The sequence below is a fragment of the Candidatus Nebulibacter yamunensis genome (genome assembly GCF_024208055.1).
GTDB lineage: Bacteria > Pseudomonadota > Gammaproteobacteria > Francisellales > Francisellaceae > Caedibacter > Caedibacter lacustris.
Genome location: NZ_JAMBMW010000003.1, coordinates 1 through 26062 on the forward strand (window position 1 = coordinate 1; position 26062 = coordinate 26062).

Below are 26062 nucleotides of genomic sequence, written 5' to 3' on the forward strand. Positions count from 1 at the left end.
GTTAAAACGTTTTAAAATTATTGCCGACAAATATCGGAATAGACGAAAAAGGTTTGGACTTCGATTTAATTTAATAACGGGAATTTACAACTTTGAATTGACTAATTGAGGTTTGGAAAGAACTCTAATGTAGCTTCTTTGAAAGCAAGTAGTAAATTGTTGATATTTTCTATATAGAAAAAACGTTCATTTGCACTCTTACAACCTTTTAAGTTATGGTTGTTCGTCGCTGCTAGAAATAAAGCTTGAGCTAAACTCCCATACTCTTTTTGATCATCAATAGCTGTGCCTTTATACTTATCAGCATATAATTTTAAAAAAGCTTTTTTAATTAAAGTAGCATTATCGTTGCTTGCTAAGGCAAGGTTATGATCTTTGAATTGAGTGAAAAACTCTATTGCTTGGCGACCTTGAGGTGATGATGAAAAATACTCATCTCTGTTTGGAGTATCTAAATAAGCTGTGTAAAGCTTATTTATAGCATCATGCACACTAAGAGTGCTATTTTCGTAATTCACTGAAAACCTTACATCTTGCGCTACTGTATTTAACATAGCTAAATCGGCAAGTAATAAAGCTTCTCGTTGTGACGTGCTACCATCATAGCGTAAGCGGTGTGTATGTTGATTGATCGGAAGATTCATCACATAAAACAAGGGTCTATTTTCACTCTGATTATTTCGGTTCGCATTATAAACGTGCATTGCCTTAAAAATCTTTTTGGCCGCAGCTTCTTGACTATTTGAATCTATACCAACAGGAAGGGACGTTAATAAGTTATAAACTATAGGATCACTAAAATCTTGATTATCGATAAAATCCCGAATTTGAGCATCAATTGGTCGAATATTCCGACCATTTTCGTCCTGAAAATCGTTGGCAATATTATCTCCTTTAGGAATTGTTAGAGATGGTACTCGAAACTGAGATTGAACTTTAATATCTTCTTTTAAATTATATTGATCAATCTGCATAAAGGCAGGAAGTTGCTCTTTTTTGCTATGTGAAGACTGGTCAGAGCCGCTAACATGGGTAAGTAATCCACTTAGAGAATTTGTTGAGACAAAGTCCATATTTGCAGCAGTATGTTTTTCCAAGATTTCTTTTCTTGCTTGTGCATTACGTAAAGGTGTTTGGTCAGAAACTAAATGACTCATTACCATGCTTTCTCCCACCGTTGCGTACTTAACTCGCTGCTTATCAATAAATTGATTTAAGGCTTGCAAATTACGTCGTTCTTGATTCAGATAGTTTGCCATATCTGCATTAATCAACTGATAAACGTGGTCGTAAGCAAATCTAAACGCTTGTTTGGCTTTCTCGTTATCTGCTGTCGATGCATTAGCAGAACGTAAAGTGTGAAAATACATTTCCTTATGGATGGGAATAACACTAAAACGGCAATCTGAATTAATTAACGCTTTAAAATTTGAAAATAGTTCTTGTTCTGATAGCTTTAAACTCTTAAGTTCTCGTTTTAATTGGGTATAAAAACTGTGCATTCCACCAGTTAAATCCTGCTTAACTAAATCAGTTGCTTGATGAAGGTCAAAAGCAATTAATACATCTTTGTTATTGAGTTTGCTTTCTGCTAACACTTACCCTTGAAAATCAAAGTAACAACTTTGAACATCCGTACCTACGTTTACGTTACCCAATTTCTCACTAACTGCCTTTACTAATTTAATTGGGGAGTCGTTATCAGGTATATTTAAAAAATTAAATTTTGGCATAACCTTTCCTAAATATCTAGTATGTCAATAAATCTTATGGTTTCGAAATATAATTTCACTTTATTACCTATTAATATATTGTTAACATATTGACAAATTTTCTACAATGGAATGGGTAGATAAACAGACAAAATGATGAACATTGTTTCTTTATCCCTGTTATATCATCAATACCGATAGCTTTTATTTTATCTAACTGTTTTAGCGTATCTGCGTTAACTAAGATAATCAATATTATTAAATATTAATCCTTTATTTTCAGAAAATAATTTACCAATGTGATATCTGGTTATGAGCTGGACTAAACAATTCATACGTTCTTTCTGAGGACAGTTTATTTATCCGCTACAATTTGGGAGTTTTCAGTTGACGATCAGTTAAAATTATGTTTTTATCCAATTTATGTAGTTTTTTGTTATTTAACAAGGAATGCGGATGAGAAACTATTGGCAGAGGAATTATTTAAACCACGTTGTCGTTCTGATATATGACTCGGATGTAACGAGCGCATCCCTGAAAAAAAATTTCATGTGACACTCGATAACTTGTTAGAAGTCATTAAAGTCATTAAAAATTCAGATTATCTAGAACAATCCAGCATTAGTCGTTCATTCTATGAGTATTTGGAAACAAAGATGCCATATGAAATAGAAGTATTCTCTTCTCGGAGAGGGTGTCTGAAAATAATTGATAGTAAGCCTATTTTTAACCAAGCGATTATTTTTAAGCCTTCAGAAAAATCCTTGCATAAGATAGATAGATCAACATCAGATGCTGGCTATGATATTTGGCATAGTTTGGAGTGACAGTCAAGACAAATGCTGAAAACTTACTATCATACTATTCTGCGTTTAGGATTTCCCTTAACCTACGCGGGGGTGTTTTTATACGCTGCGGGCATGGTTGAAGTCATACTATTGGGGCGTTTATCCTTGGCATTGCTCGGAGTTCTTGCGCTATCAACAATGTTTATCAGTCTTATCATGTCAGGGATGATGAGTCTTGTTACAGCCAATCAATCTGCTTTTGCTAGGCTTATATCAAGAAAGCGTGATCGTAGCATGCTTTCTGAGTTTTTTTTCTGTTCTATCCTCACATCTGCTGTGATTGCTGTTAGTGTGTTTTTGTGCTTTAGGATGGTGTTGTTTTTCATTGCTTTTCATTATCCAGCCAGCGACACTGGGAATATGAGCCTTATTCTTGATTATTTGAATATCGCTTCGTTTAGCATGTTGTTGGTGCCAGTGTTATTTTCCATTAAAGGCACACTCAACGGTAGAGGACTCACGCATCTTAGTTTCAGAATTTCGGCGATGGAGAATGTCATAAGAATAGCGCTACTTACAATTTTTTTGGGTTTATTAAGGGACTGTGTTATCGCCGATAATTCCCTGATAAGACTGCCCGCTTATGCCTTATTGGGAGGAGAAATCATTGGCGTACTATATGCCTTGGTTATCATCTGGTTTCATGATGTATCATTACTAAAATTAAAAGTTAAATTCAGCACTTTTATCCTATATTGGCGTAAAGTCAGATCAATTATCGGCGTTTCGGCTGTTTATAATATGGTAGGTGCATGCTCTTTGCTATACTTTATGTCAAAAATAGGTGATCTTAGCATGGTCTATCTGGGCATATTTAGAATAATATTAACCGCATTTAACTTTAATCGACTTATATTTTCGGGTATTACTCAAGCCAATGGCATCTACTCTGCGCAGATCATCAGTCATAAGGTAGAGAAAAGCGCACAAACCATTAGGGAAAACACCTATCATACACTGCTTTTTTCCTCGCTTTTTAGCATTATTATTGCTGGCATTTCCATTGCCATACTCTTAAAGACACAGACGCTCGATTTTAGCTTTGTAATCGTATTAGCGTTTATTTTTGAAGGGATGTCATTAGTGTTATACCATGTATTGGTGCATTGTAGATTTGAAAAAGCCATCTCCATGATTGGAGCACTTTTGCATATTTTATGCCTTATGATCCTTCCAACCGTTTGGGCATGGACCACTATGCAATTAGGAATAATTTTTTTGTTGTTCGAAATTATTATACTGCTATTCTATATCACAAAATACCGACAGTTTATAAGTAACGTCAGTTCGGCATAAATGTTTACAATACGATCAATTCATTTGTCTTTTTAACCCGCAAACTTGGTTTCTTAGGTTGAAAGCAATAGGCGATCAAGCCACACAATAAATTTGTCATAAAACTCTAAATTGAGCGGTGTCTTGTATGTTCAATTTGACTGATATTTGTCAGTTGATCATTGATGGATTCAATATTGGCAGTTGAATGATAAAACACAGAGGAACTATAGTCATTCCAATAAATATCCACATTATCCAACCTATACTCCAAAATGGTTATCATGAAATATATAGGATTGGTTATATACTGGAATGACTATAAATTAATGACTAAATTTCGTTCTTTTATATCGAATTTGTATTATAAATTAGGAAATGGATTTTAATTATTCTTTTTGAGAACAGATAAAAATGCTTCTTGAGGTACTTCAACATTACCAACTTGTTTCATACGTTTTTTACCTGCTTTTTGTTTTTCCAGCAGTTTACGTTTGCGTGAAACGTCACCACCATAACATTTTGCTAAAACATTTTTACGCATGGCTTTAACTGTACTTCTTGCAATAATAGTGCCACCGATTGCTGCTTGAATCGCGACTTCGAACATCTGCCTTGGAATAAGTTCTTTTAAACGCTCAACAAGTTCTCGTCCTTTATATACGGCTTGATCTTTATGAACAATGCTTGCAAGGGCATCAACTTTCTCACCATTGATTAAAATATCTAATAGCACCATCTTAGCAGCTTGATAACGTTGTAGCTCATAATCTAAAGAGGCATAGCCACGACTGACTGATTTTAAACGATCAAAAAAGTCAGATACCACCTCAATCATTGGAATGTCGTAAATGATTGAGACTTGTCTACCCATATAGTTTAGACTAACTTGGACACCACGTTTTTCAACACAAAGTGTGATAATAGTGCCTACATATTCTTGTGGAACCAAGATAGATGCGCGGACAATTGGTTCACGCACTTCGGCAATCGCAGATGGTTCAGGGAGTTTTGCAGGATTATCGACGTCAACTTCGGTCCCATTTTTAAGTGTGACTTTATAAATAACCGTAGGTGCAGATGTGATTAAATCAAGGTCATATTCGCGTTCTAAGCGCTCTTGAATAATCTCCATGTGTAAAAGACCCAAGAAGCCACAACGAAAACCAAAACCAAGTGCTTGAGAAACTTCTGGCTCAAAGAAAAGCGAAGCATCATTTAAACTCAATTTATCTAACGCTTCACGAAAAGCTTCAAAATCGTCAGCACTAATTGGAAACATTCCTGCATAAACTTGTGGTTGAACTTTTTTAAAGCCAGGTACAGGTTTATCAGTTGGATTCTTAGCAAGCGTTAGTGTATCACCAACAGGGGCACCATGAATGTCTTTAATACCTGCAACGATAAAGCCGACCTCTCCTGCTTTTAGAGTTTGAAGTTTGTGCATTTTAGGTGTAAATACACCAAGTTGATCAACTTGGTATACTTGACCTGTAGACATGACTTTTATTTTATCATTGAGTTCAAGTTGTCCATTTTTAATGCGGACAAGCGATACTACCCCCAGATAAGGGTCAAACCAAGAATCAATAATAAGTGCTTGTAAAGGTGCGTTAATATCACCTTTTGGTGGGGGAATCTTGGCGATGATTGTTTCTAAAACATCGGTGACACCTATCCCCGTTTTAGCGCTACAAGTGGTGGCACCTACTGCTTCAATGCCGATAATATCTTCAATTTCTTCACAAACACGTTCAGGTTCTGCCGAAGGTAGGTCAATTTTATTTAGTACTGGAATTACTTCAAGGTTTTGTTCAATCGCAGTATAACAGTTAGCAACAGTTTGAGCTTCAACTCCTTGAGCTGCATCAACGACTAATAATGCACCTTCACAAGCAGCAAGAGAGCGTGATACTTCATATGAAAAGTCCACATGTCCTGGTGTATCAATGAAGTTAAGTTGATATGTATTACCATCTTTTGCTGTGTAATTGAGGGTAACGCTTTGTGCTTTAATGGTAATACCACGTTCGCGTTCAATGTCCATAGAATCAAGCACTTGTTCTTTCATCTCACGCTCAGTCAAACCTTGGCAAATTTGGATAAAACGATCAGAAAGGGTTGATTTGCCATGATCAATATGGGCGATAATAGAAAAGTTACGAATATGCTGCATGTGTATGTTTTAAGCTAAGTATCCTCATGTGAGGAGCATTATGCCGAAAAATTTTGATAAAAGGAATAAACTCTTGTTAGATGGGATATTTAAGTGTTTGAACTTAACAGATTTCAATGAGTTTAAATTTTAGTTTTTCAAGCGCGCAAGCGCGATGACTGATACTATTTTTAATATGATTGTCTACTTCAGCCATCGTTTGATGATAAGCGGGTAGGAGAAATATTGGGTTATAGCCAAAACCATTGTTGCCTTTCGGTGTGCAAGTAATAAAACCATCTACACGTCCCTCAGCAATAATAGGCATAGGATCATATTCGTGCATAACTAAAACAAGTACACATTGAAAATGTGCTTTACGTTTTTCGTCAGGAATGTGTTGCATTTCTTTTAATAGTTTATCGATATTCGCTTTATCATTACCATGTTGGGCATAGCGAGCAGAATAAATACCTGGTGCACCGTTTAAGGCATCAACACATAACCCAGAGTCATCTGCTAACGTTGGCAGCTTAGTATAATACGAGCAATGACGTGCTTTTAGGATCGCGTTTTCAACAAAGCTTAAGCCTGTTTCTTTAGCATCGGGTATATTAAATTTCGTTTGGGGAATGACTTCTATACCTAAAGGATTTAATATTTCAGAGACTTCTTTTATTTTGCCTTTGTTGCTAGAGGCAAAAACAATTTTTTTCATAAAATGCATTAAGTTTATAAGTTTGGATGGTGAGTTTATCATAGTTAAGGTAGCATAAGAAAAATTTATTTTTTAAGTAATAAGTTAATGATGAAAAATGAAGTAAAAACTTTTATTGCTTTAGTGAATACGATGAAATAATCAAAGGGAAAGAAAGATGGTTAATGCAGAAATTTGTTTTCTAGGTGGTGGCAATATGGCAAGCAGCATTTTGTCAGCACTTATTGCTGATGGAATATCAGCTAAGTCGATTGTGGTAGTTGATAGGAATCAGAATAAGCTTGATTTTTTAAATCAACGTTTTCATGTACAGACAACTCAAGATGCAGCGTATGCTGTGAAAAAAGCGGATATTATTTTATTGTGTGTCAAGCCTCAATCATTAAAAGAGCTTATTTTATCGATTAAGCCTGCCATTAATAGGCATAGTAGACCACTTTTTATTTCGATTGTAGCGGGGATTGTTTTAGCTCAAATAGAAAGCTGGTTATTAACGGAATATGCAATTGTAAGAGGAATGCCTAATACCCCGGCGTTGATTGGTTGTGGTGCAACTGCGCTTTATGCGAATGTCCATGTATCGCGCCAACAAAAAGAAATGGCAGAACAAATTTTAAGAAGAACCGGAGTAATCACGTGGGTTAATGAAGAAGCGTTAATTGATGTCGCAACAGCTATTTCAGGTTCCGGTCCTGCGTATTTTTTCTTAATGATGGAACATATGGTCAAAGCAGCAGTTGATCTAGGATTGTCTGAAAAGCAAGCAACGTTGTTGGTAACTCAAACGGCTTTTGGCGCAAGTAAAATGGCGCTAGAAAGTGCGGTTTCATTGTCAACTTTACGTCATAATGTTACGTCAAAAGAAGGTTTGACAGCCGCAGCATTAAAGGCATTTGATGAATCTGGCTTTGAGAAAAGCATTAAGTTTGCAATACAAAAAAATCTGGAGCGCTCGCATGAACTATCTCAACAATTTGGTGCAGCGCTCACACATGAAAAGTAACGATGTAAAAATAAATTGAATAATCTCTCTACATTGACCCCTGCGAGACTGTTTGCGTTTCTCTTGCAACGTATGTGAGGAAAAATAAATACTTAACTTATTTTGTATCGGTTACAAAATAGTAATTCATAAAAAATAAAATACTTGAGGAACACGTATGACAAATGCTTTTATTAATATTGGTTTATTTTTGATTGAAGTTGTCTTTAGCTTATTTACCTATGCAGTGCTGTTACGTTTTTTTCTGCAATGGGTTAAGGCAGATTTCTATAATCCATTTTGTCAATTGATTATTCGTATTACTAGTCCTTTGCTTAAGCCGTTGCGTCGTGTTATCCCTGGTTTTTTTGGCTTAGATTTTGCGGCAATTCTATTAGCCTACGTTGTAATATTTTTACAGTTGATCTTAGTGCAAATGTTAGTAGATAAGTCATTTTATATTACATGGGCAGTCATTTGGGTGGTTGCATTCATTAAACTCATTTTAAACGTAATATGGCTGTATATTATTTTGATTGTTATTCGCTCGATTGCGAGCTGGTTTAGTCATGCTTCTTATAATCCAATCCTCCTTGCCTTACATCAATTGACAGAGCCATTGTTGCGTAAAGCACGTCAAATCATTCCTCGAACTCAAAGTGGAATCGATTTTTCACCTACGTTGGTATTACTTATATTAATCTGTATTCAAATATTTATTTCATCAATATTTAGTATGTAATAATAACAATCTAGAATCCAACATGAAAGACTTTTCCGGTTTCGATGCCTGCAACTGATTTAAGGTAAGCAAGTGCAGCTTCATCAGCGCTAATTGATTTAAAACCCGCAAAGAAAGAAGCATATTTATCTAGAGCTTCAGTGATTACAGTTGGGCTAACAGCATTAATGCGTGCTTTTTCTCTTAGCTCTAGGCTTGCTGCTTTAACATAACCCTCAATAGCAGCATTAACCATAGCAGCAGAACTACCAAGCGCAATCGGTTCATGGTTTAAAATCCCCGTTGTTAGTGTGAATGATCCCTCTTTTTTAATATACTTTAGACCTTCTTGTACAAGGTTAACCTGTCCCATTAGCTTGTTAGTTAAACCAAGCATAAAGTCGGCATAAGACATTTCTTGAATGGGTTTAAATGCTACTTTACCTGTTGTTGAGATTAAATCATCAAACGCTCCAATTACCTTATACATATTTCGGATAGACTCAATATCACTAATATCAACACTTATTTGGGATGAACGTGAAATTGTAATAACCTGATATCCACTTGATGTGAGTTTTTTACAAACAGCATTACCAATTGTACCAGTAGCTCCAATAATAATAACTTTTTTCATACAATACCTTTATTTAATTTACTTACTTCAAAAAATGATACTATTTTGAGCTAAGTTCATGCCTTTCACAATGGATTTTACTAATAGATCTCATTTTCATTATCATTGACTATATAGATCAACCAGGCATAAAAACATGTGACTTTATCAAGTTGGAATTTATCCGGTGAGCTACAAAAATAATAGCTTTTCTCACATGGAAACTTTTGAGGGGCAATATTAATATTTCTTGTCTTTAAATCTTGTTTAATTAATGCCTCGTGTGTTACAAAACAACCATAACCACTAGCAACTATATCAATTGCTTGAATCGTTGATGAAACATAGAGTCTTTCATTCTCAGCTGGCTCGGAAATCTGTATGTTATGACAAAATCGCTGCCAATCCTCTTTACGCAATTCGTCATTGACGTATATAGGTTTATAGTGCTGAATCATTTCATGTTTCTTCTGGAATTGTGTAGATTTAGGGTAAATAAGAATCAACGCATCGTCCAATAGCTTCTTGCAAACATAATCTTGTGGTAACTGTTGAGTTGTAACATATACAATTTCACAGTCATAGTTTTTATTATAAAAGTTAGTCAAATTTTTGTGAGATGACATCGTAAGTTTAATAAGTGGGTATTTTTCTTCAAAATGTTTTAAGTTAGGTACAATTATTTTTGTCATAAAAGAAGATGGGAGATTAAGAACAAGCTGATTTTTTTGTTGTTTATTTTTGATATCTGTGTTGGCTTGATAAATGAGTTCAATCGCAGATTGAATTTGTTGATAGTAATGCTCCCCTAACAATGTCAATGTAATCTCTTTACCGTTTTGACGATTAAATAATTTAATTCCTAAATAAGTTTCTAAGGTCTTTATATTTTGACTGACCGCAGAATGCGTGACACATAACTCTTGAGCTGCTTTGCTAAAACTTAGATGCTTCACGACACACAAAAAAACAGGTAACGTTTTTAATGGCATATAATGGATTTTGCTCAGCTCCATGTTAGCTCTTCTTACAACACTGTTAGGAATTATAAGTTTATCTTAGCTTTTACCAAAACTATAATCTAGCTCAGTAACCAAGCAAAATATACGGAGAACAAAATGAAAAAAATACTATTGGTGATTGATTTTATTAATGATATTGTGCATGAAAATGGGAAATTAGGTACAAACTTTTCCCCCTTTTTGCAAAAATATGCGGTACTAGATCATGCTAATCAGGCAATCTCACATGCGCGCAAGCAAGATATTTTAATTGCTCATGTTAAAGTCGGTTTTAGTCGCAGTTATATTGAGTGCCCTCAGCATTCACCTATATTTGGTAATGCCAAAAAGTTTAGCGCTTTAATGCTTGACACTTGGGGAACTAAATTTCACGAAAAAATTGATGTGCAAATACAAGATCACATATTAGTTAAGCATCGTATTAGCTCATTTTATAACACGGATCTGGAGTGTGTATTACGTGCTAATCAGATTGAGGAAATTATTATTACAGGGGTTTCAACAGATATGGCGGTAGAGCTTGCAGCACGAGAAGCCCATGATCGCGATTATATTGTCACTGTGTTAAAAGATGCTTGTGGTGCCCATAGCGAAGAAAAACATGAAGCATCGATCAATAACATATTAAGAATTGCTCAGGTGAAAACGATAGATGATTGGATAAGATCGTCAAAATGATCAATTTATGGTCTCATTTTATATACAGCACTTTAAATGTTAAAAAGTCATTGATCTGCTTCATTTCGATATTACCTAGCATGATAATGGGTGGTTTGTCCCATAATCCATATTTCTTCTTAGCCAGTTTTTTTGCTATTAGTGCCCTTATGCCCTATGGCTTAAGCTTTTACAAAAAGCGCTATATATTTATGATGTTTACGCTGCTTTTTATTGGAAGCATATTAGGGGGCTACTTATTAAATAATGAACCTTATTATTTTTGGATAATTATTTTGGTTGTTAGTTTTTTATTAGGCTTTCTTGAGACAAATATTGGAACGCTTAAAAAATTAAGCGCGTGGACTTTTATTGGATTACTTTATGGGAGCTTTGAGCTACAACAATATTCCTTTGATATCACCTGGATAAACTATCTAAATCTATTTGTTTTAGGTTTAATCTGTATCACAACTTTTGTATATTCTGCCAAGATAAAGACAAAAACGACTACGATAAATATCGTTTTAGTATTTAGCTGGCAAAACAGCATTCATTATTTTAAATATACCTTATATTTTATCATTGCACTGATCGTTTTTAGATTAGGACATGTATATGAACCACAGTGGTATCTTTGGTCTGGCTTATCCGTTTTGAATTTAAACACTGCTGATGCGACAATTAAAATTAAACACCGTATAAATGCTGGATCAACTGGTCTATTGATGGGTTTTCTCACCTTGAACTTACTACCAACAAATTTTTATATAAGCACAATAAGTTATATAGGAATTATGTTAAGCCTCATGTCATTTAAACTATATTCACATGGTTTTGGCTTACGCTGTTTTTTTATTGTTTTATTTGCAGCTAACCAAGGCTTAACAATAGGACAAATCAGATTTTATGACATTATTGCGGGGGGAGTTATTGGATTTCTTATGAGTCATCTTCTTGCTTATATAAATCAAAAAATGAGCGTTTTGTCTAAAAAAATCGAAAAGGTAAAATCTAAATGCACGTAAGTACAATGAGCATTAACTTAGGTTGAAATTCAATCATATAAGAGAGTGTGAGGTATTTTACACTTGTGAGATTTGATGGTGTGTGAACTTTTTAAAGCCAATTAGTTTGAAGTGTGGAAGTAATTGATAGTCTCTATGTTAGAGATTCCTATTTCTGTAGTGGACTGAGTGTGATATAATTCGCGCTAGTTTTTGTTTTAGTAAAAGCGTTTATATCTTTATGACAACACAATTTGCCAATGAAGTTTTTCCCGTTAATATCGAGCAGGAATTAAAGCAATCATACCTTGACTATGCGATGAGCGTTATTGTTGGGCGAGCATTACCAGATGTACGAGATGGTTTAAAGCCAGTGCATCGCCGTGTGCTTTATGCTATGAAAGACTTAGGTAATGATTTTAATAAACCTTATAAAAAATCGGCGCGTGTGGTTGGGGATGTTATTGGTAAATACCATCCACATGGTGATACAGCGGTTTATGATACGATTGTACGTATGGCGCAGCCTTTTTCTTTACGTTATATGTTGGTAGATGGTCAAGGAAACTTTGGTTCCGTAGATGGTGATTCACCTGCAGCCATGCGTTATACCGAAGTACGAATGTCGAGAATTGCACACTCTTTATTAATTGATATTGATAAGGAAACTGTTAATTTCTCACCTAACTACGATGAAACTGAGATGATTCCGGATGTGTTACCAACGCGCATTCCAAACTTGCTTGTTAATGGTTCATCTGGTATTGCAGTGGGAATGGCGACTAATATTCCACCTCATAATTTAAAAGAAGTTATTGATGGCGTGATTGCGTTGATTGAAGATCCAGATTTGTCAATAGAAGAGCTCATGGAATATATTCCAGGACCAGACTTTCCGACAGGTGCTTATATTAATGGTAGAGTAGGGATTATCGAGGCATACAAAACAGGGCGTGGTCGCGTTATTATGCGAGCAAAAGCTTCTATTGAAACAGATAAGAAAACTGAACGTGAACAGATTATCGTGACTGAGATTCCTTATCAGGTCAACAAAGCGCGATTGGTTGAAAAAATTGCTGAGCTGGTTAAGGATAAAAAGATAGAAGGCATTTCAGAGCTTCGTGATGAATCTGACAAAGATGGTATGCGTATTGTCATCGATGTTAAACGTGGAGAAGTTGCAGAAGTCTTGCTAAACAACCTATATGCACAAACACAAATGCAACTGAGTTTTGGTGTTAACATGGTTGCTCTTGTTGATAAACAACCTAAACTTCTTAACTTAAAAGAAGTGATTGAGGCATTTATTAAGCATAGAAAAGAAGTTGTAACAAGGCGTACAATTTTTGAATTAAGAAAAGCAAGGGAGCGGGCACACATTTTAGAAGGGTTGGCAATTGCATTATCAAATATCGATGAGATGATTGCCTTAATTAAAGCCTCAAAAACCCCATCTGAAGCAAAAGAAGCGCTTTTTGCGCGTTCTTGGTCAGGGAGTCTTGTGTTACAAATGCTACAAGGCGTTGATCAAAACTTATATCGAGTTGAAGGTTTAGCTTCACATTATGGATTACATAATGATGAATATTTCTTGTCAGCCACACAAATCGATGCCATTTTGGAATTGCGTTTACATCGCTTAACTGGACTTGAACAGGATAAGATTTTAGATGAATTTAAAGAGTTACTGTTACGCATAGAAGAGTTCATTGCAATCTTAAAAGACATCAAGCGTCTGCTTGAAGTTATTTGTGAGGAGCTTCATGAAGTAAAAGAACAATTTGGTGATCAACGACGTTCTGAAATTATCGCCTCGCAGCTTGATTTAGGATATGAAGATTTAATTACAGAAGAACCAATGGTGGTGACGTTGTCTTATGATGGTTATATCAAAGCGCAGCCATTGAAGGATTATAATGCTCAAAAGCGTGGCGGGCGTGGTAAATCTTCAACACAAATCAAATCAGAAGATTTTGTATATAAATTGCAAATTGCATCCACCCACGATACGATGTTGTGTTTTTCTAGCTCGGGTAAAATTTATTGGAGCAAGGTTTATGAGTTCCCACAAGCAGGTCGTGCGGCTAAAGGTAAACCAATTAATAATGTATTGCCGTTAGAACAAGGTGAGCGTATTACGGCGATGCTTGCTATATCTGAATATACCGAAGGTTGGCATGTTTTTATGGCAACTAAGCAAGCAACGGTAAAAAAAGTGGATTTGTCACTCTTCTCACGTCCACGTAAAGGAGGAATCTATGCTTTAACCTTGGATGAAGGAGATGAGTTATTACACGTGCATTTAACGAATGGACAGCAAGAAATCATGATGTTCTCAGATGCAGGTAAAGTAATTCGATTTGATGAAGAAGAAGTACGCGCTATGGGTAGAACAGCGCGAGGTGTGCGTGGTATGCGTATTCAAGAAGGTCAATCGATTGTTGATGTAATTGTTACTAATCCTGATCAAGGTGTTGTCTTAACAGCAACAGAAAATGGTTATGGTAAGCGCACATCTGTTTCAGAATATCGTAAAACTGCACGTGGTTCACAAGGTGTGATTTCAATTTCTACTTCTGAGCGAAATGGGCTAGTAGTTGCAGCTGGGCTTGTAGAAGAAAATAATGATATCATGTTGATGACAGATCAAGGGACGCTTATTCGTACACGTGTGTGCGAGGTAAGAGAAACAGGGCGCTCAGCACAAGGCGTACGTTTGATCAATTTAAAAGAGGGGGAAAAACTCGTATCTGTTCAAGTTGTAACTGAAGATGAACTTGAAGAAGAGTTGGAAATTAAAGTCGAAAATCATAGCGAGATTCCATTTATTGAGAATGACGAAACAAGTGAAAGTGATGACTCATCTATGGAGTAAGTCGTGAAACGCATTACCATTTTAGGTGCAACCGGGTCAATTGGTGTAAATACACTTGAGATCATTGCAGATAATCCACATGATTTCACGGTTTACGCATTAACGGCGCATCAAAATATCAGTCTGCTTTATGAACAATGTTTGCAATTTAAACCGCGTTATGTTGTTCTTGCAAGTGCAGATTTAGCACAGACATTATCAGAAAAATTAAAGCAGACTGAAAGCAAAACGCGAGTTTTGTATGGAGAGTCTGCATTGATTGAAGTTGTCACTGCAGATGAAGTGGATGTTGTGATGGCAGCTATTGTTGGCATTGCAGGCTTAAAACCCACTTATGCTGCGGTAGAAAAGGGTAAAACTATTTTGCTTGCCAATAAAGAAGCATTGGTTACAGCTGGTGAAATATTTATGGCGGCTGTTAAGCATCACAATGCGATACTTTTGCCTGTTGATAGTGAACATAATGCTATTTTTCAATGTCTTCCTTGTGCGAACAAATACTATGATGATAAAGCTGTTTCACGCATTATCTTAACTGCATCAGGAGGTCCATTTCGCGATAAGCTTTTGACCGAGCTTCAACATATCACCCCTGATCAAGCCTGTGCACATCCAAATTGGAAAATGGGAAGAAAAATATCAGTTGACTCATCGACAATGATGAATAAAGCCTTGGAAGTTATTGAAGCGTATTGGCTTTTTGATGTGCCTTATAACAAGATTGAAGTACTTATTCATCCACAGAGTATTGTGCATTCTATGGTTGAGTATCATGATGGCAGTTTTTTGGCGCAAATGGGTTCACCTGATATGAAAACGCCTATTGCATACGCTATGTATTATCCCAATCGACATAAAATAAATGTGTCAAAACTAAATTTTGTTAAAAAACCGTTAAGCTTTGAAGCTTTGGATGGTGAGCGTTTTAGAGTAATTCCACTGGTATATGAAATTTTAAAGTATAAAAATTATTCGGCGACTATTACGTTAAACGCAGCGAATGAGGTACTTGTTAACGCTTTTTTGGCGGAAAAAATACAATATCTGCAAATTATCAAGTATATTGAACACACTTTAAAAATGTGTCATTTTGATTGTCCTAAAACAATAGACGATGTAATTAGAATAGATCAAGATGTGCGTACATTCGTGAGAGATTTATTAAAGTGAGGGTAGTCCCATTATAAATAAGATACTTATGTGGTTTAATGCCTCACTCGCTTTGCGCGTTTAAGCTAAGTAAAGCTTTAATGGGTAAAAGGTGCAAAAGTAAAGTAAAAATGAAGGAAGGTTAGCTTGAGCTTGTCATTGAGAAGAACACTATTGTTAACGATGCTGGGGCTTATCCCTTTTGCAGGTAGCTATGCGCAAAATAGCTTTGTTGTTAAGAAAATCGAAGTTGAGGGTCTAGAGCGCATTTCTAAAGAAACGGTCATAAATGATCTAGGTATTCAAATAGGTGAAATGGTTGATAGTACTGAAACTAACAAAGTGATTAAATCGCTTTATGATAGTGGTTTTTTCAGAGATATTCAATTGTATCAAGATGGTAACACACTTATCGTTAAATTGGTTGAGCGCCCAGCAATTAGTTCAGTTGATTTTGATGGTAATGACAAAATTAAAAACGACGATATGCGTAAAGTATTACGTGAAGCAGGGCTAGATGTCGGTAATATTGCTAATCCTGAGGTTTTGTTTCAAGTCAGACAATCATTGCTTATGCAGTATGCGTTGATGGGTTATTATTCAACAACGGTAGACATTCAGGAAGTAAAAGAATCACGTAATCGTGTTGCAATTAAAATCAATATTGCAGAAGGTAAAACTGCCACAGTGAGTCGAATTAATGTTATTGGCAATAAAGCTTATTCAGAAAGTGAGTTACTTAATAACATCACTTTTAAGACGCCATCTATTTGGAATTTATGGGGCTTATTTACTTCTAAAGCGGAGTATTCACCAGTTAATATGCAGTCTTCTGTTGAAGATTTGACGAACTATTACATGAATAATGGCTATCTTGATTTCCGAGTAAGCTCCAATCAAGCGTCATTGTCACCAAACAAAGAGAACGCATTTATTGCATTTGATATCAGTGAAGGTCAAATTTATAAAATATCTAAAGTTTCCTTAGAAGGGCAATTTGTGATCTCAAAAGCAGAGCTTGAGAAACTTATAACCTTTAAAGCAGGTGATATATTTTCACGTCAGAAAGTGTTTGATAGTGCAAAATCAATTACTCAAGCATTGGGAGATAAAGGGTATGCTTTTGCAAATGTTAATCCATTACCGAAAGTTGATAAAGAAAATAGGACTGTAGCTTTAACTTTTTATATTGATCCTGGTAAGAAAGTATATATTAATCAGATTAACTTTTTAGGTAATAACGTTACCAATGATTATGTTTATCGTCGCCAGATGCAGTATTTTGAATCAGGCGTTTATAATCAAAAAATGATTGATCAATCAAAGATTAAGTTGCAAAGGATGCCATTTGTACAAGACGTCACCGTTAACAAAGTCCCTGTTCCAGGCAGTGATGACCTTGTTAATATGAATTATGATATCACAGAGCGTAGTGCCAATTCGGTAAGTGCAAGCATTGGTTACTCACAATTATATAAGTTTATGATTGGCGGTAATTTGAGTTTGCCAAATATTCTAGGTACTGGTAATCAGTTTTCAATAGGTGCTAATCTATCTAGCGTTTATCAAAGCTTAAATATGTCTTATACCGATCCATTTTTTACGCAATCAGGTGTGAGTCAGACTATTAGTACTTATCTATCACGGACAGATTATGATAATACATCTGTTGCGAGTTATCGTTTGAATCAATATGGAGCAAATTTAGGTTACAGTATTCCAACGTCAGCCTTTGCCTCCATTAGTATAGGTGGTGGCGTTGATCATACTCAAGTACTTCAACCTAGTGGTGGACAATCTAGTATTTTACAATGGTTCGTTAACCAAAATAGTGGCAAGACCTCGTTTAATACCTTTACTGTAAATTTGGGATGGAATCATAACTCAACAAACCGTGCTTTCTTTCCAACAGAGGGCACTACCTTAGGAATTAATAGTACCACATCGCTACCAGGAATCAGTGATTTGCAATGGTACAAAGTAATCGGATCAGCTGGATTTTTTCATCCATTAATTGGGGATTTCACTTTATCTGTTAAAGGTGGTCTTGGGTATGGTAATGGTTATGGTAAAACAGAATATTTGCCATTTTTCCAAAATTTCTATGCTGGAGGTTGGGGCTCTGTACGAGGATTTACTCAAGGTGGTATGGGACCTATGGATACCTATATTCCAAATGGTGGAACAGTACAACAAGGTAACGCGATTGGTGGTAACTTAAATATTTATACCAATATCGATATTTTATTTCCTATCCCTGGAATTAAAGACAGTCAAAATATGCGTTTAGGTGTGTTTTTTGATGCGGGTAATGTCTACAATACTTATAGCATGCCTGTTTACAATGCTACGACTAATCCAAATGGACCATTATGGCCAGAGCCAACTTCACCTAATTCACCGACTTTTTCCAACTTGCGTTACTCAGTTGGTGTGGAGTTTCAGTGGTTGTCCCCACTTGGACCAATGGCATTTAGCGTGGCTAAACCGTTGAATACAAAACCAGGTGATTCAACACAAGTATTCCAGTTTACGCTTGGACAAACGTTTTAGTAAATAGGTAAAAATGTTAATAAAGGAGTTTAATCATGAAAAAACTAGCAATCGCATTTTTAAGTAGTGTTACGTTATGTGGAATGGCACAAGCGACCAAAACTGATACTAATGAGTTTAAAATTGGCTTAGTGAATCCAGTTGAAGTTTATCAGTCGGTTCCACAAGGAGAAGAAAGTATTAAAGCTTTACAGACCAAACTTCAGCCTAAAGCAGGTGAATTACAAAAGCAACAAGAAGATTTAATGCAAAAAATGCAAACTTTACAAACCAACGCACCGACTTTGACAAAATTAGACTTAGACAAGCAGCAAAAAGCACTTACAGAAGATCAAGATAAGTTTAAGCAACAAGCATTAGCATTTAGGCAGAGCCAAATGCAACAAGAACAGCAAATTGCCCAAGCTTTTCAAACGGGTTTTAATACAGCAGTAGAAACTGTTGCAAAATCTGGAAAATACAGCTTAATTTTAAGCTCACAAGCAGTGGCTTATGCTTCACCTGATTTAAAAGTAGATATTACTGATCAAGTTGTAGTGCAAATGAAGCGGGCAATAGAATAATGAAATAACGCTGTGCTCACTTAATCTAATAAGGGATTAAATATGGCAGTATTAAATTGGTTAGATTGGATTTTTATTATTATCGTATTTTGCTTTGCGGTAATTGGTTTTTCGCAAGGCTTTATTCGCGGGCTTATTTTGTTACTGACATGGTTAGTAGCAGCTATATCGGCATATTTTTTTGCCAATATATTGAGTGTAAGCGTTATCAGTAATTGGTTTAACTCACCTGAAGTAGCATTTTGGTTGTCTTTTTTTGCAATTGTATTATTTGTTTGGATTCTAGGTGGTATAGTTCATATTATATTTGGAGTTTTTCGTAAAAATACACAAACTATCACTGATAGACTGTTGGGTTTTTTGTTTGGTATTGTCAAATCCACATTGGTTTTAAGCTTGATTATTGGTGTTCTAAGTTATAATAAAGCTTTAACTGAAGGGAAAGTTTGGCAAGATTCCTTATTTGTATCTTGGTTAGTCAAGGGGGCAGTTTGGGTGGATCATAAATTACCAGAAGATGTACGCCAAAAGATTCATGACAACAGTATTTATAAAGGTAATAGCAAAGAAAGCTCTCTTTCCTTAGGGCAAGATAAATCAAATAACTATGAAAAAAGAGAAAAAGAATTTGATACAATTGGTTGATTTTTATAGTGCTACCCATAGCTGCCGCTGCTTACATGGCTCTTGAACCCTCAAGAACCAGGTGGGTGCGTTCGCTTATTCGTTGGGCTTCTCAGTCAAACTGAGCATGCACGCTAAAATAGGCATATACGCTCCCGATACGTTATGCATCGGCTCAAGAATGTAAAGACTGGCTAACAGCACAGGCAACACTAAACTTTCACTTAAATCATAGAAGCATAATTGCTCAAGCGCAAGCGATTTATTGTAAAAAAATGCGGATAAAAACAAGCGACAATGATACGATAAGCACATATTTATTTTGATGATTTGAAAACAATAATGGAAATAATGAAAAATGAACAATTACCCAGTTATCAAGCGGTGACAGATGCTTTAAGAAAAATCAAAGCCTTATCCGAGGCATCAGAAGCACATGCTCTACTATGCGCACTTTTTACTGTAGGTGCTGAAGTACGCATTCAAGCCTGGATGGATTCATTAATGGCAGAACCTATTGAATCGGGTGATATCATGGCGCAAGCAGCACTCAAAACACTGAGTCAGATGTACCAAGTGACAAAGGCTCAATTTTTATCACATAACATCCATTTTGATTTGTTATTACCTATTGATGAAGAGGTATTTTATAAGCGTATCGATGCCTTGGCAATGTGGTGTCAAGGTTATTTATCAGGTTTGGGATTGATAGAATTAGACTACACAAAGGGTTCAGCTGAAGTACAAGAAGCAATTTCTGATTTATTGGATGTGTCTCGTTTGCAATATGATGATGAAGTAACAGGTCAAGAAGATGAAGAGAAAGCTTATGTTGAGCTTGTTGAATATACCAAAGTGGCTGTATTATTGATCCATAGTGAATTTGGCTTAAAATCCTTTAATAATTTCTGATAGATTTATGAATATTAAACATAAAAATCTAGTCATTGTGGGTGGTGGTGCAGTTGGTATGTTAATGGCATTAGCCTTAGCAAAGTTAGGTAGAGAAATTACTTTAATAGAAAAATTACCTAGTTGTGATGACAATTGTGTCGATGGTCGTTCAATTGCATTATCTTATACATCGATTTGTATGCTAGAGAGTCTTGGTGTGTGGGCGAGAATAAAACATGAAATAGAGAAGATTGAACACATTCACGTTTCGGATAAAGGTCTATATGGACAAGTGAATTTATCTGCTAAAGACGAGGGATTGCCTTTTTTAGGTGTGGTTATAAAAATGCAGCATGTATTGCCTAAGCTGATTGATGCTTTATCAGTACATAAAAATATTGAACTATGGTCAAATGCAAAAGTGATTGACCTTATGGATTGTAACGGTCAATATACCTTAATACTTAAATCAAAAGATGATATTTATAGTCTACATGCAGATCTGATTATCGCCGCTGATGGCGCAAAATCACTACTGCGGGAAAAAATGGCAATTGATAGTTATATACACGATTATGGGCAATCTGCCTTGATTTTTGATGTTTTATTACACAAGAACCACCAAAATTGTGCTTATGAGCGTTTTATTAATAATGGGGTGATGGCAATGTTGCCCGTTGGTCAAAAACGCGTTGCTTGCGTGTGGAGTGTAGCGCATCAAGCAGTATCTCAATTACGAGCAATGGATAAAAGCGATTTATTAAAAATGCTTCAGCAAATTTTCTCATATCGCTTAGGGCGTTTTCTTGATATCACAAACATGCATAGCTTTCCATTATCTTTAGTTCAAGCAAAGACGTTGTATAAAAAAAATATTCTACTATTTGGTAACGCATCACATTTTTTGCATCCAATTTCAGGGCAGGGTTTGAATTTGAGTATACGCGATATTGGGGTGTTACATGATCTAATGTTAGATAAGGAAAAACTCACTTCAGCAGTCGTTGCAAACTTGTTAGAAACTTATACAAGCCTTCGGGATTTTGATCACAAGCGCACAGTATGGGTGACGCATTCAATGATTAATATTTTTACCCAACAGCAGTGGGGGATAAAAAAACTAAGAAGTCTTGCACTTCATTGCTTAGAGCGTGATAAATTTCTAAAGGCAGCATTTAGTGAGCTTATGATGGGTAAGCTAAGTTATGGTTCAACTTTAATGCAACATAAGGTTTATTAATGCAATATGATGTTATTGTTATTGGTGGAGGGATGGCAGGACTTGCTTGTGCTTTAGGTTTAAGCCATAAAGGTTTCTCGGTAGTCGTTTTGGATGCCAAGAAAATCGCGTGTCAAATATATCTTGCCCAACAACCTAAACGAGTTAGCGCGATCAACCATGCCTCAGAGGAATTTTTAACTCAATTGGGGGTGTGGCAAGAGATTATCCAAACTCGGGCACAACCCTATGTAGCAATGCAAGTATGGGATCAACACTCATCTGCACAGTTAAATTTACAAGCCCATGCGTTTTCACAGCCAAATTTAGGTATGATCGTTGAAAATGATTTAATTTTATCTACGCTTAGATCCGCATTACTTAAAACCAATGTTGAAATATTTGAAGAGATAAGAATTAAAGAAATAAGTAAAGCGACATCCCAAGGCCAAAATAATATTCTTTTAGAAAATGGCAAAACACTTCAATGTAAGCTTATTATTGGTGCTGATGGAGCTAATTCATTTGTACGAGACTATTTCCAGTTTCAATATAAAAAAACTTCTTATGAGCACCATGCAATTGTTGCCAATATTAAAACGCAAAAATCACATCAAAGCACAGCATATCAGCGATTCTTAAGCAATGGCGTTTTAGCTTTTTTGCCCTTGAGTGATCCATATTTATGTTCGATTGTTTATTCAATTCAAAGCAATAAACTCAATGATATTTTGACACTTAGTGAAATAGAGTTTAGCAAGCATTTGTTTGTTGCATCCGAGGCAAAACTAGGGCAAATTGAACTTAAAAGTCCCAGGATGAGTTTTGAGCTTATCGAACGTCACGTTGATTGTTATTATCAAAAAGCTATTGTTGTAATTGCTGATGCAGCTCATACAATTCATCCTTTAGCAGGGCAAGGAATTAACCTTGGTTTTGCTGATGCTAATGTATTGATTGAGGTATTAGCTCATGCAAAAGCTATTCATCGTGACATTGCAGATGTTAGCACTTTGGCGAAATATGAGCGTAAAAGACGTGTTAAGAATCAAACCATGCTTCATACAGTACAAGGTTTAAAGCAGCTATTTTGTAATGATAACAGGTTATTAAAACCCTTGCGTGCACTGGGAATGAACTTTGTTAATGACACCTATTTATTAAAGCGATTTTTTATCGAAAAAGCAGCAGGTCATTAGTCGTTTCTAGATTTTCATACTTAATATGAAACTAAGTACAAGTAAAAGAATATAACTCATGTGATAAACGGTTAAAATAAATATATTTTATATGAAAACAGATATTTTTGATTATGATTTACCGGAAAAGCTAATAGCTCGTTACCCAGCAAAAGAGCGTGATCAGAGCAGGCTTTTGGTACTTGATCGACAGACAGGTCAGCTAAGTAATCACATATTCACTGAGATTATTCATTATATTGAAGCAGGTGATTTAGTTGTTTTTAATAATTCTCGAGTGATGGCAGCACGCTTGTTTGGTCAAAAGTCAACAGGTGCTAAACTTGAATTTTTAATTGAAAAAATAATAGATGATCAAATTTTTATCTCTCATATCCGTGCCAATAAAGCACTTAAGATAGGATCCGAAATTTTGATCGCAGATGTACCAGCTCAGGTACTGAACAAGCAAAATGGACTTTATATGCTTAAGCTTCACGATAGTGATGTGTGGCAGTTAATGAATCTGCATGGTCATATACCATTGCCTCCTTATATGAAGCGCCAAGATGAAAGTTTTGATGCTGAGCGTTATCAAACGGTTTATAGTAAATTGTTAGGCTCAGTAGCAGCACCTACGGCAGGACTTCATTTCACACAAGCTTTATTAAAAGCGATCAGAGAAAAGGGCGCTGAAACTGCTTATGTAACGTTACATGTGGGTTCAGGCACATTTAAGCCCATTCAAGCTGAAAACATCTATGAACATGTTATGCATAGTGAGTTAATCAATGTACCATCATCAATATGTGAGCTTGTCAGAAAGACAAAGGCCAATGGTAAGCGTGTCATTGCAGTGGGAACAACTTCAGTGCGTTCATTAGAATCAGCAGCTCAATCAGGCGAAATAAAGCCATTTTATGGTGAGAGTGATATTTTTATATACCCTGGCAAAAACTTTCATGTTGTAGATGCTATGGTGACGAATTTTCATTTACCAAAATCAACCTTAATTATGTTAGTGAGTGCTTTTGCTTCTACCGATATGATAAAACAGGCCTATCGCCATGCAATAGATGACAATTATCACTTTTATAGTTATGGTGATGCTATGTTTATTTATTGATAGTAAATTCATGGAAAGCAGAAAAATTCAGGTTTTTTCATTTATGGTGTCATTTGGGTTGATAGCTAGTTTGTTTGCTGAAACTCTACCTGAAACGACAATATCGTCTAAAAATGAGCATATTATTAGTGATAGCACACAAAGCCATGCTCAAATGCAAGTGATCTCGGCAGGTGACGAATCTTTATCTCTTGATCAACAACTAAGAGGTGTAAAAGCACCACAAGTGATTATGCCAGAAAATCCTGTTGCAATAGCGGATAAAGCACAGATAAATTATCCTGTTATGGTTGGTAATGAAAGTCAAATAGAGGCGATTCAATCCGAGTTATATAATATGTTTTTAAAGGTCGATCAAAACGCACATAATTTATCAAAGCCCGAACAATACATATTTTATCTATTATATAAGCAAGCACAGCAGAATCAGCTTATATTAGAGCAGAATAATAAAATGATTTTATCGTTAGAGAAAATAAGTCTTCAAAATGAAGTGTTGCTTAACAAAGAAAAATAACATGTAACTAGACTAGTGTTATTTAGAGCCTTTTAAACACAAGCGTACCATTTGTGCCACCAAAACCAAATGAATTCGACATTGCAATATCAATTTTCATTTGTTTTGCTTCATGTGCAGCATAGTCTAAGTTACAACCTTCATCGACGTTATCTAGGTTAATAGTTGGAGGTGCAACTTGATCACGAATTGCAAGTAATGAGAAAATCGCTTCAATAGCACCAGCAGCCCCAAGCATGTGACCTGTCATCGACTTGGTGGAACTCATAACGATATTTTTAGCGTGATTTCCCATTAACTTTTCAACTGCCTGGCTTTCTTTAACATCGCCTGCAGGTGTTGAAGTGCCGTGGGCATTGATATATTGCACTTGATCTAGATTGATTTGCGCATCCTCTAATGCAAGCTTCATACATTCATAGCCGCCTTCACCACTAGTGTTGGTAATGTGGAAAGCATCTGCATTCATGCCAAATCCAATAAGTTCGCCATATATTTTAGCACCTCTTTTTTTGGCATGTTCATATTCTTCTAAGACCACAGCTGCGGCACCATTAGACAGCACAAAACCATCACGATCCTTATCCCAAGGGCGAGAAGCAGCTTTAGGATTGTCGTTACGAGTAGAAAGTGCACGTGCTGCGGCGAATCCACCTATCCCGATTGCTGTATTCGCCTTATCTGCGCCACCTGCGATCATTACATCGGCATCACCATAAGCAATCATGCGTGCTGCAATACCAATGTTATGTGTGCCTGTCGTACATGCAGTGACAATTGCAGTATTAGGACCACGTAAATTATGTTTGATTGAGAAATTACCAGAGATCAAGTTGATGATAGTAGCTGGAATACAAAATGGAGAAATTCGGCTTGGACCTTTTTGATCAATAATAACACGAGTTTCTTCTAGCGTCCCAATACCACCTATACCAGAGGACATCGAAATACCAATTCGGCGGCAATTTTCATCGGTAACGGTTATACTCGCATCTTGCCAAGCTTCTTCAGCTGCAACAAGACCGTATTGCATGAAAGGATCGTACTTTTTAAGCTCTTTTTTGTCTAAGTGTTGTAAAGGATCAAAGTTTTTGATTGTCCCACCAATGGTGACCTTGAATTCTGAAATGGATGGACCGCTTTCAAGGTCAAATTCAGGCAGTTTATCAATTCCACTTTGTCCTTTTAAGATCGCATCCCAAGTACTTTTAACATCATTACCCAGTGGACTTATTGCCCCCATTCCAGTAATAACAACACGTCTTGCTGATTTCATAACTCATCTATCCAAGTTTCGTAGTTATACAAAGTATACAAACAAAAAAATCAGCATTACTCTTGCGATTAATGCTGATTTATCGTCAATGCATTAGCTTATGAATAAGCCTTTTATTTGTTTTGTGCTTCGATATAGTTATAAACATCTTGCACAGTTTTGATTTTTTCTGCTTCCTCATCAGGAATTTCAGTATCAAACTCTTCTTCTAAAGCCATCACTAATTCAACAGTGTCAAGAGAATCCGCGCCTAGATCGTCAATAAAAGAGGCTTCTGCTTTTACATCCTCAGGTTTTACACCTAGCTGTTCAACGATAATAGCGTTTACTTTTTCTTGAATATCGCTCATTTTATTTCCTTAGTTTTTTATTTTT

Annotated in this window: 22 protein-coding genes, 1 other RNA gene and 2 pseudogenes; 16 read left to right on the forward strand and 9 right to left on the reverse strand. The window is 35.9% G+C overall.

From position 1 onward, the window contains the following. Positions 1-109 (forward strand): annotated as a pseudogene (locus M1V25_RS02090) (IS5/IS1182 family transposase); the annotation flags it as partial. Here M1V25_RS02090 and M1V25_RS02095 read toward each other — a convergent pair. After that, positions 102-1598 (reverse strand): hypothetical protein, encoded by a 1497-nt coding sequence (locus tag M1V25_RS02095; protein WP_498842300.1) that lies wholly within the window; start codon positions 1596-1598, stop codon positions 102-104. The pseudogene M1V25_RS02090 and the gene M1V25_RS02095 overlap by 8 nt on opposite strands. A 953-nt stretch (positions 1599-2551) precedes the next feature. Here M1V25_RS02095 and M1V25_RS02100 point away from each other — a divergent pair. Next, positions 2552-3856, forward strand: a complete 1305-nt coding sequence (locus M1V25_RS02100; protein ID WP_498842301.1) for an MATE family efflux transporter — start codon at positions 2552-2554, stop codon at positions 3854-3856. Positions 3857-3860: 4 nt separating this feature from the next. On the opposite strand, the pseudogene M1V25_RS02105 reads toward M1V25_RS02100, so the two are convergent. From M1V25_RS02105 to rdgB, 3 genes and pseudogenes are all read right to left on the reverse strand, one after another. Continuing rightward, a pseudogene (locus M1V25_RS02105) lies at positions 3861-4121 on the reverse strand (transposase). 99 nt (positions 4122-4220) lie between these two features. Further along, positions 4221-6011 carry a translation elongation factor 4 gene (lepA, locus tag M1V25_RS02110; protein ID WP_498842302.1) on the reverse strand — a complete coding sequence of 597 codons (1791 nt, stop codon included), beginning with the start codon at positions 6009-6011 and terminating at the stop codon, positions 4221-4223. 103 nt (positions 6012-6114) lie between these two features. Further along, the gene (gene rdgB, locus M1V25_RS02115; protein ID WP_116963733.1) at positions 6115-6708 is read right to left on the reverse strand and encodes an RdgB/HAM1 family non-canonical purine NTP pyrophosphatase; all 594 of its coding nucleotides are present in this window, start codon (positions 6706-6708) and stop codon (positions 6115-6117) included. Positions 6709-6865: 157 nt separating this feature from the next. Between rdgB and proC the strand changes: the two genes are divergently transcribed. Both proC and M1V25_RS02125 read left to right on the forward strand, forming a co-directional pair. Then, entirely contained in the window at positions 6866-7711 is an 846-nt protein-coding gene (gene proC / locus M1V25_RS02120) for a pyrroline-5-carboxylate reductase (protein ID WP_498842303.1), read from the forward strand. Positions 7712-7868: 157 nt separating this feature from the next. After that, positions 7869-8432: a YggT family protein gene (locus M1V25_RS02125; protein ID WP_116963655.1), complete on the forward strand. Its 564-nt coding sequence runs from the start codon at positions 7869-7871 to the stop codon at positions 8430-8432. 10 nt (positions 8433-8442) lie between these two features. On the opposite strand, the gene M1V25_RS02130 is transcribed toward M1V25_RS02125, so the two are convergent. Both M1V25_RS02130 and M1V25_RS02135 read right to left on the reverse strand, forming a co-directional pair. Next, entirely contained in the window at positions 8443-9048 is a 606-nt protein-coding gene (locus M1V25_RS02130; protein WP_116963656.1) for a short chain dehydrogenase, read from the reverse strand. A gap of 80 nt (positions 9049-9128) precedes the next feature. Next, positions 9129-10043: a LysR family transcriptional regulator gene (locus M1V25_RS02135; protein WP_498842304.1), complete on the reverse strand. Its 915-nt coding sequence runs from the start codon at positions 10041-10043 to the stop codon at positions 9129-9131. 102 nt (positions 10044-10145) lie between these two features. Here M1V25_RS02135 and M1V25_RS02140 point away from each other — a divergent pair, with 102 nt between their 5' ends. The 7 genes from M1V25_RS02140 (at position 10146) to M1V25_RS02170 (ending at position 19498) form a co-directional block, all read left to right on the forward strand. Next, a complete protein-coding gene (locus tag M1V25_RS02140) occupies positions 10146-10727 on the forward strand; it encodes a cysteine hydrolase family protein (protein WP_116963658.1) in 582 nt (193 codons plus the stop codon). Between the two features lie 86 nt (positions 10728-10813). Next, positions 10814-11734: an FUSC family protein gene (locus M1V25_RS02145; RefSeq protein ID WP_157966580.1), complete on the forward strand. Its 921-nt coding sequence runs from the start codon at positions 10814-10816 to the stop codon at positions 11732-11734. 220 nt (positions 11735-11954) lie between these two features. After that, on the forward strand, positions 11955-14588 hold the full coding sequence (gene gyrA, locus M1V25_RS02150) for a DNA gyrase subunit A (protein ID WP_116963660.1): 2634 nt from the start codon (positions 11955-11957) through the stop codon (positions 14586-14588). A gap of 3 nt (positions 14589-14591) precedes the next feature. Then, positions 14592-15758, forward strand: a complete 1167-nt coding sequence (gene ispC, locus M1V25_RS02155; RefSeq protein WP_116963661.1) for a 1-deoxy-D-xylulose-5-phosphate reductoisomerase — start codon at positions 14592-14594, stop codon at positions 15756-15758. Between the two features lie 126 nt (positions 15759-15884). Beyond that, positions 15885-18290: an outer membrane protein assembly factor BamA gene (gene bamA / locus M1V25_RS02160; RefSeq protein WP_498842305.1), complete on the forward strand. Its 2406-nt coding sequence runs from the start codon at positions 15885-15887 to the stop codon at positions 18288-18290. Positions 18291-18325: 35 nt separating this feature from the next. Then, positions 18326-18853 (forward strand): OmpH/Skp family outer membrane protein, encoded by a 528-nt coding sequence (locus M1V25_RS02165; protein ID WP_498842306.1) that lies wholly within the window; start codon positions 18326-18328, stop codon positions 18851-18853. A gap of 42 nt (positions 18854-18895) precedes the next feature. Further along, complete coding sequence (locus M1V25_RS02170; RefSeq protein ID WP_498842307.1) at positions 18896-19498, forward strand: CvpA family protein; 603 nt, start codon at positions 18896-18898, stop codon at positions 19496-19498. An 8-nt stretch (positions 19499-19506) separates the two neighbouring features. Here the strand turns inward: M1V25_RS02170 and ssrS are convergent. Then, positions 19507-19689, reverse strand: a non-coding RNA gene (ssrS, locus tag M1V25_RS02175) — 6S RNA. A 139-nt stretch (positions 19690-19828) separates the two neighbouring features. On the opposite strand from ssrS, the gene M1V25_RS02180 reads away from it, so the two are divergent. The 5 genes from M1V25_RS02180 to M1V25_RS02200 all read left to right on the forward strand — a co-directional run bounded on the left by M1V25_RS02180 (position 19829) and on the right by M1V25_RS02200 (position 24411). After that, on the forward strand, positions 19829-20389 hold the full coding sequence (locus M1V25_RS02180; RefSeq protein WP_116963665.1) for a UPF0149 family protein: 561 nt from the start codon (positions 19829-19831) through the stop codon (positions 20387-20389). 7 nt (positions 20390-20396) lie between these two features. Then, entirely contained in the window at positions 20397-21611 is a 1215-nt protein-coding gene (locus tag M1V25_RS02185; RefSeq protein WP_116963666.1) for an FAD-dependent monooxygenase, read from the forward strand. Beyond that, a complete protein-coding gene (locus M1V25_RS02190; protein WP_116963667.1) occupies positions 21611-22789 on the forward strand; it encodes an FAD-dependent oxidoreductase in 1179 nt (392 codons plus the stop codon). Before M1V25_RS02185 ends, M1V25_RS02190 begins: the two co-directional genes overlap by 1 nt. A 91-nt stretch (positions 22790-22880) precedes the next feature. After that, positions 22881-23894 carry a tRNA preQ1(34) S-adenosylmethionine ribosyltransferase-isomerase QueA gene (queA, locus tag M1V25_RS02195; protein ID WP_116963668.1) on the forward strand — a complete coding sequence of 338 codons (1014 nt, stop codon included), beginning with the start codon at positions 22881-22883 and terminating at the stop codon, positions 23892-23894. A gap of 10 nt (positions 23895-23904) precedes the next feature. After that, the gene (locus tag M1V25_RS02200; protein WP_498842308.1) at positions 23905-24411 is read left to right on the forward strand and encodes a hypothetical protein; all 507 of its coding nucleotides are present in this window, start codon (positions 23905-23907) and stop codon (positions 24409-24411) included. A gap of 22 nt (positions 24412-24433) precedes the next feature. Here M1V25_RS02200 and fabF read toward each other — a convergent pair whose 3' ends face one another. Together fabF and acpP are read right to left on the reverse strand one after the other, a co-directional pair. Next, positions 24434-25687 carry a beta-ketoacyl-ACP synthase II gene (gene fabF, locus M1V25_RS02205; protein WP_116963670.1) on the reverse strand — a complete coding sequence of 418 codons (1254 nt, stop codon included), beginning with the start codon at positions 25685-25687 and terminating at the stop codon, positions 24434-24436. Positions 25688-25800: 113 nt separating this feature from the next. Next, positions 25801-26037, reverse strand: coding sequence for an acyl carrier protein (gene acpP / locus M1V25_RS02210; protein ID WP_116963671.1), 237 nt, complete (start codon positions 26035-26037; stop codon positions 25801-25803). Positions 26038-26062: the final 25 nt, after the last annotated feature.

Bases quoted from the DNA above. Each gene is read 5' to 3' on its own strand.
- M1V25_RS02100 (WP_498842301.1), top strand. From the start codon at position 2,552: ATGCTGAAAACTTACTATCATACTATTCTGCGTTTAGGATTTCCCTTA.
- lepA (WP_498842302.1), bottom strand. From the start codon at position 6,011: ATGCAGCATATTCGTAACTTTTCTATTATCGCCCATATTGATCATGGC.
- rdgB (WP_116963733.1), bottom strand. From the start codon at position 6,708: ATGAAAAAAATTGTTTTTGCCTCTAGCAACAAAGGCAAAATAAAAGAA.
- proC (WP_498842303.1), top strand. From the start codon at position 6,866: ATGGTTAATGCAGAAATTTGTTTTCTAGGTGGTGGCAATATGGCAAGC.
- M1V25_RS02125 (WP_116963655.1), top strand. From the start codon at position 7,869: ATGACAAATGCTTTTATTAATATTGGTTTATTTTTGATTGAAGTTGTC.
- M1V25_RS02130 (WP_116963656.1), bottom strand. From the start codon at position 9,048: ATGAAAAAAGTTATTATTATTGGAGCTACTGGTACAATTGGTAATGCT.
- M1V25_RS02135 (WP_498842304.1), bottom strand. From the start codon at position 10,043: ATGGAGCTGAGCAAAATCCATTATATGCCATTAAAAACGTTACCTGTT.
- M1V25_RS02140 (WP_116963658.1), top strand. From the start codon at position 10,146: ATGAAAAAAATACTATTGGTGATTGATTTTATTAATGATATTGTGCAT.
- M1V25_RS02145 (WP_157966580.1), top strand. From the start codon at position 10,814: ATGGGTGGTTTGTCCCATAATCCATATTTCTTCTTAGCCAGTTTTTTT.
- gyrA (WP_116963660.1), top strand. From the start codon at position 11,955: ATGACAACACAATTTGCCAATGAAGTTTTTCCCGTTAATATCGAGCAG.
- M1V25_RS02165 (WP_498842306.1), top strand. From the start codon at position 18,326: ATGAAAAAACTAGCAATCGCATTTTTAAGTAGTGTTACGTTATGTGGA.
- M1V25_RS02170 (WP_498842307.1), top strand. From the start codon at position 18,896: ATGGCAGTATTAAATTGGTTAGATTGGATTTTTATTATTATCGTATTT.
- M1V25_RS02180 (WP_116963665.1), top strand. From the start codon at position 19,829: ATGAAAAATGAACAATTACCCAGTTATCAAGCGGTGACAGATGCTTTA.
- M1V25_RS02185 (WP_116963666.1), top strand. From the start codon at position 20,397: ATGAATATTAAACATAAAAATCTAGTCATTGTGGGTGGTGGTGCAGTT.
- M1V25_RS02190 (WP_116963667.1), top strand. From the start codon at position 21,611: ATGCAATATGATGTTATTGTTATTGGTGGAGGGATGGCAGGACTTGCT.
- queA (WP_116963668.1), top strand. From the start codon at position 22,881: ATGAAAACAGATATTTTTGATTATGATTTACCGGAAAAGCTAATAGCT.
- M1V25_RS02200 (WP_498842308.1), top strand. From the start codon at position 23,905: ATGGAAAGCAGAAAAATTCAGGTTTTTTCATTTATGGTGTCATTTGGG.
- fabF (WP_116963670.1), bottom strand. From the start codon at position 25,687: ATGAAATCAGCAAGACGTGTTGTTATTACTGGAATGGGGGCAATAAGT.
- acpP (WP_116963671.1), bottom strand. From the start codon at position 26,037: ATGAGCGATATTCAAGAAAAAGTAAACGCTATTATCGTTGAACAGCTA.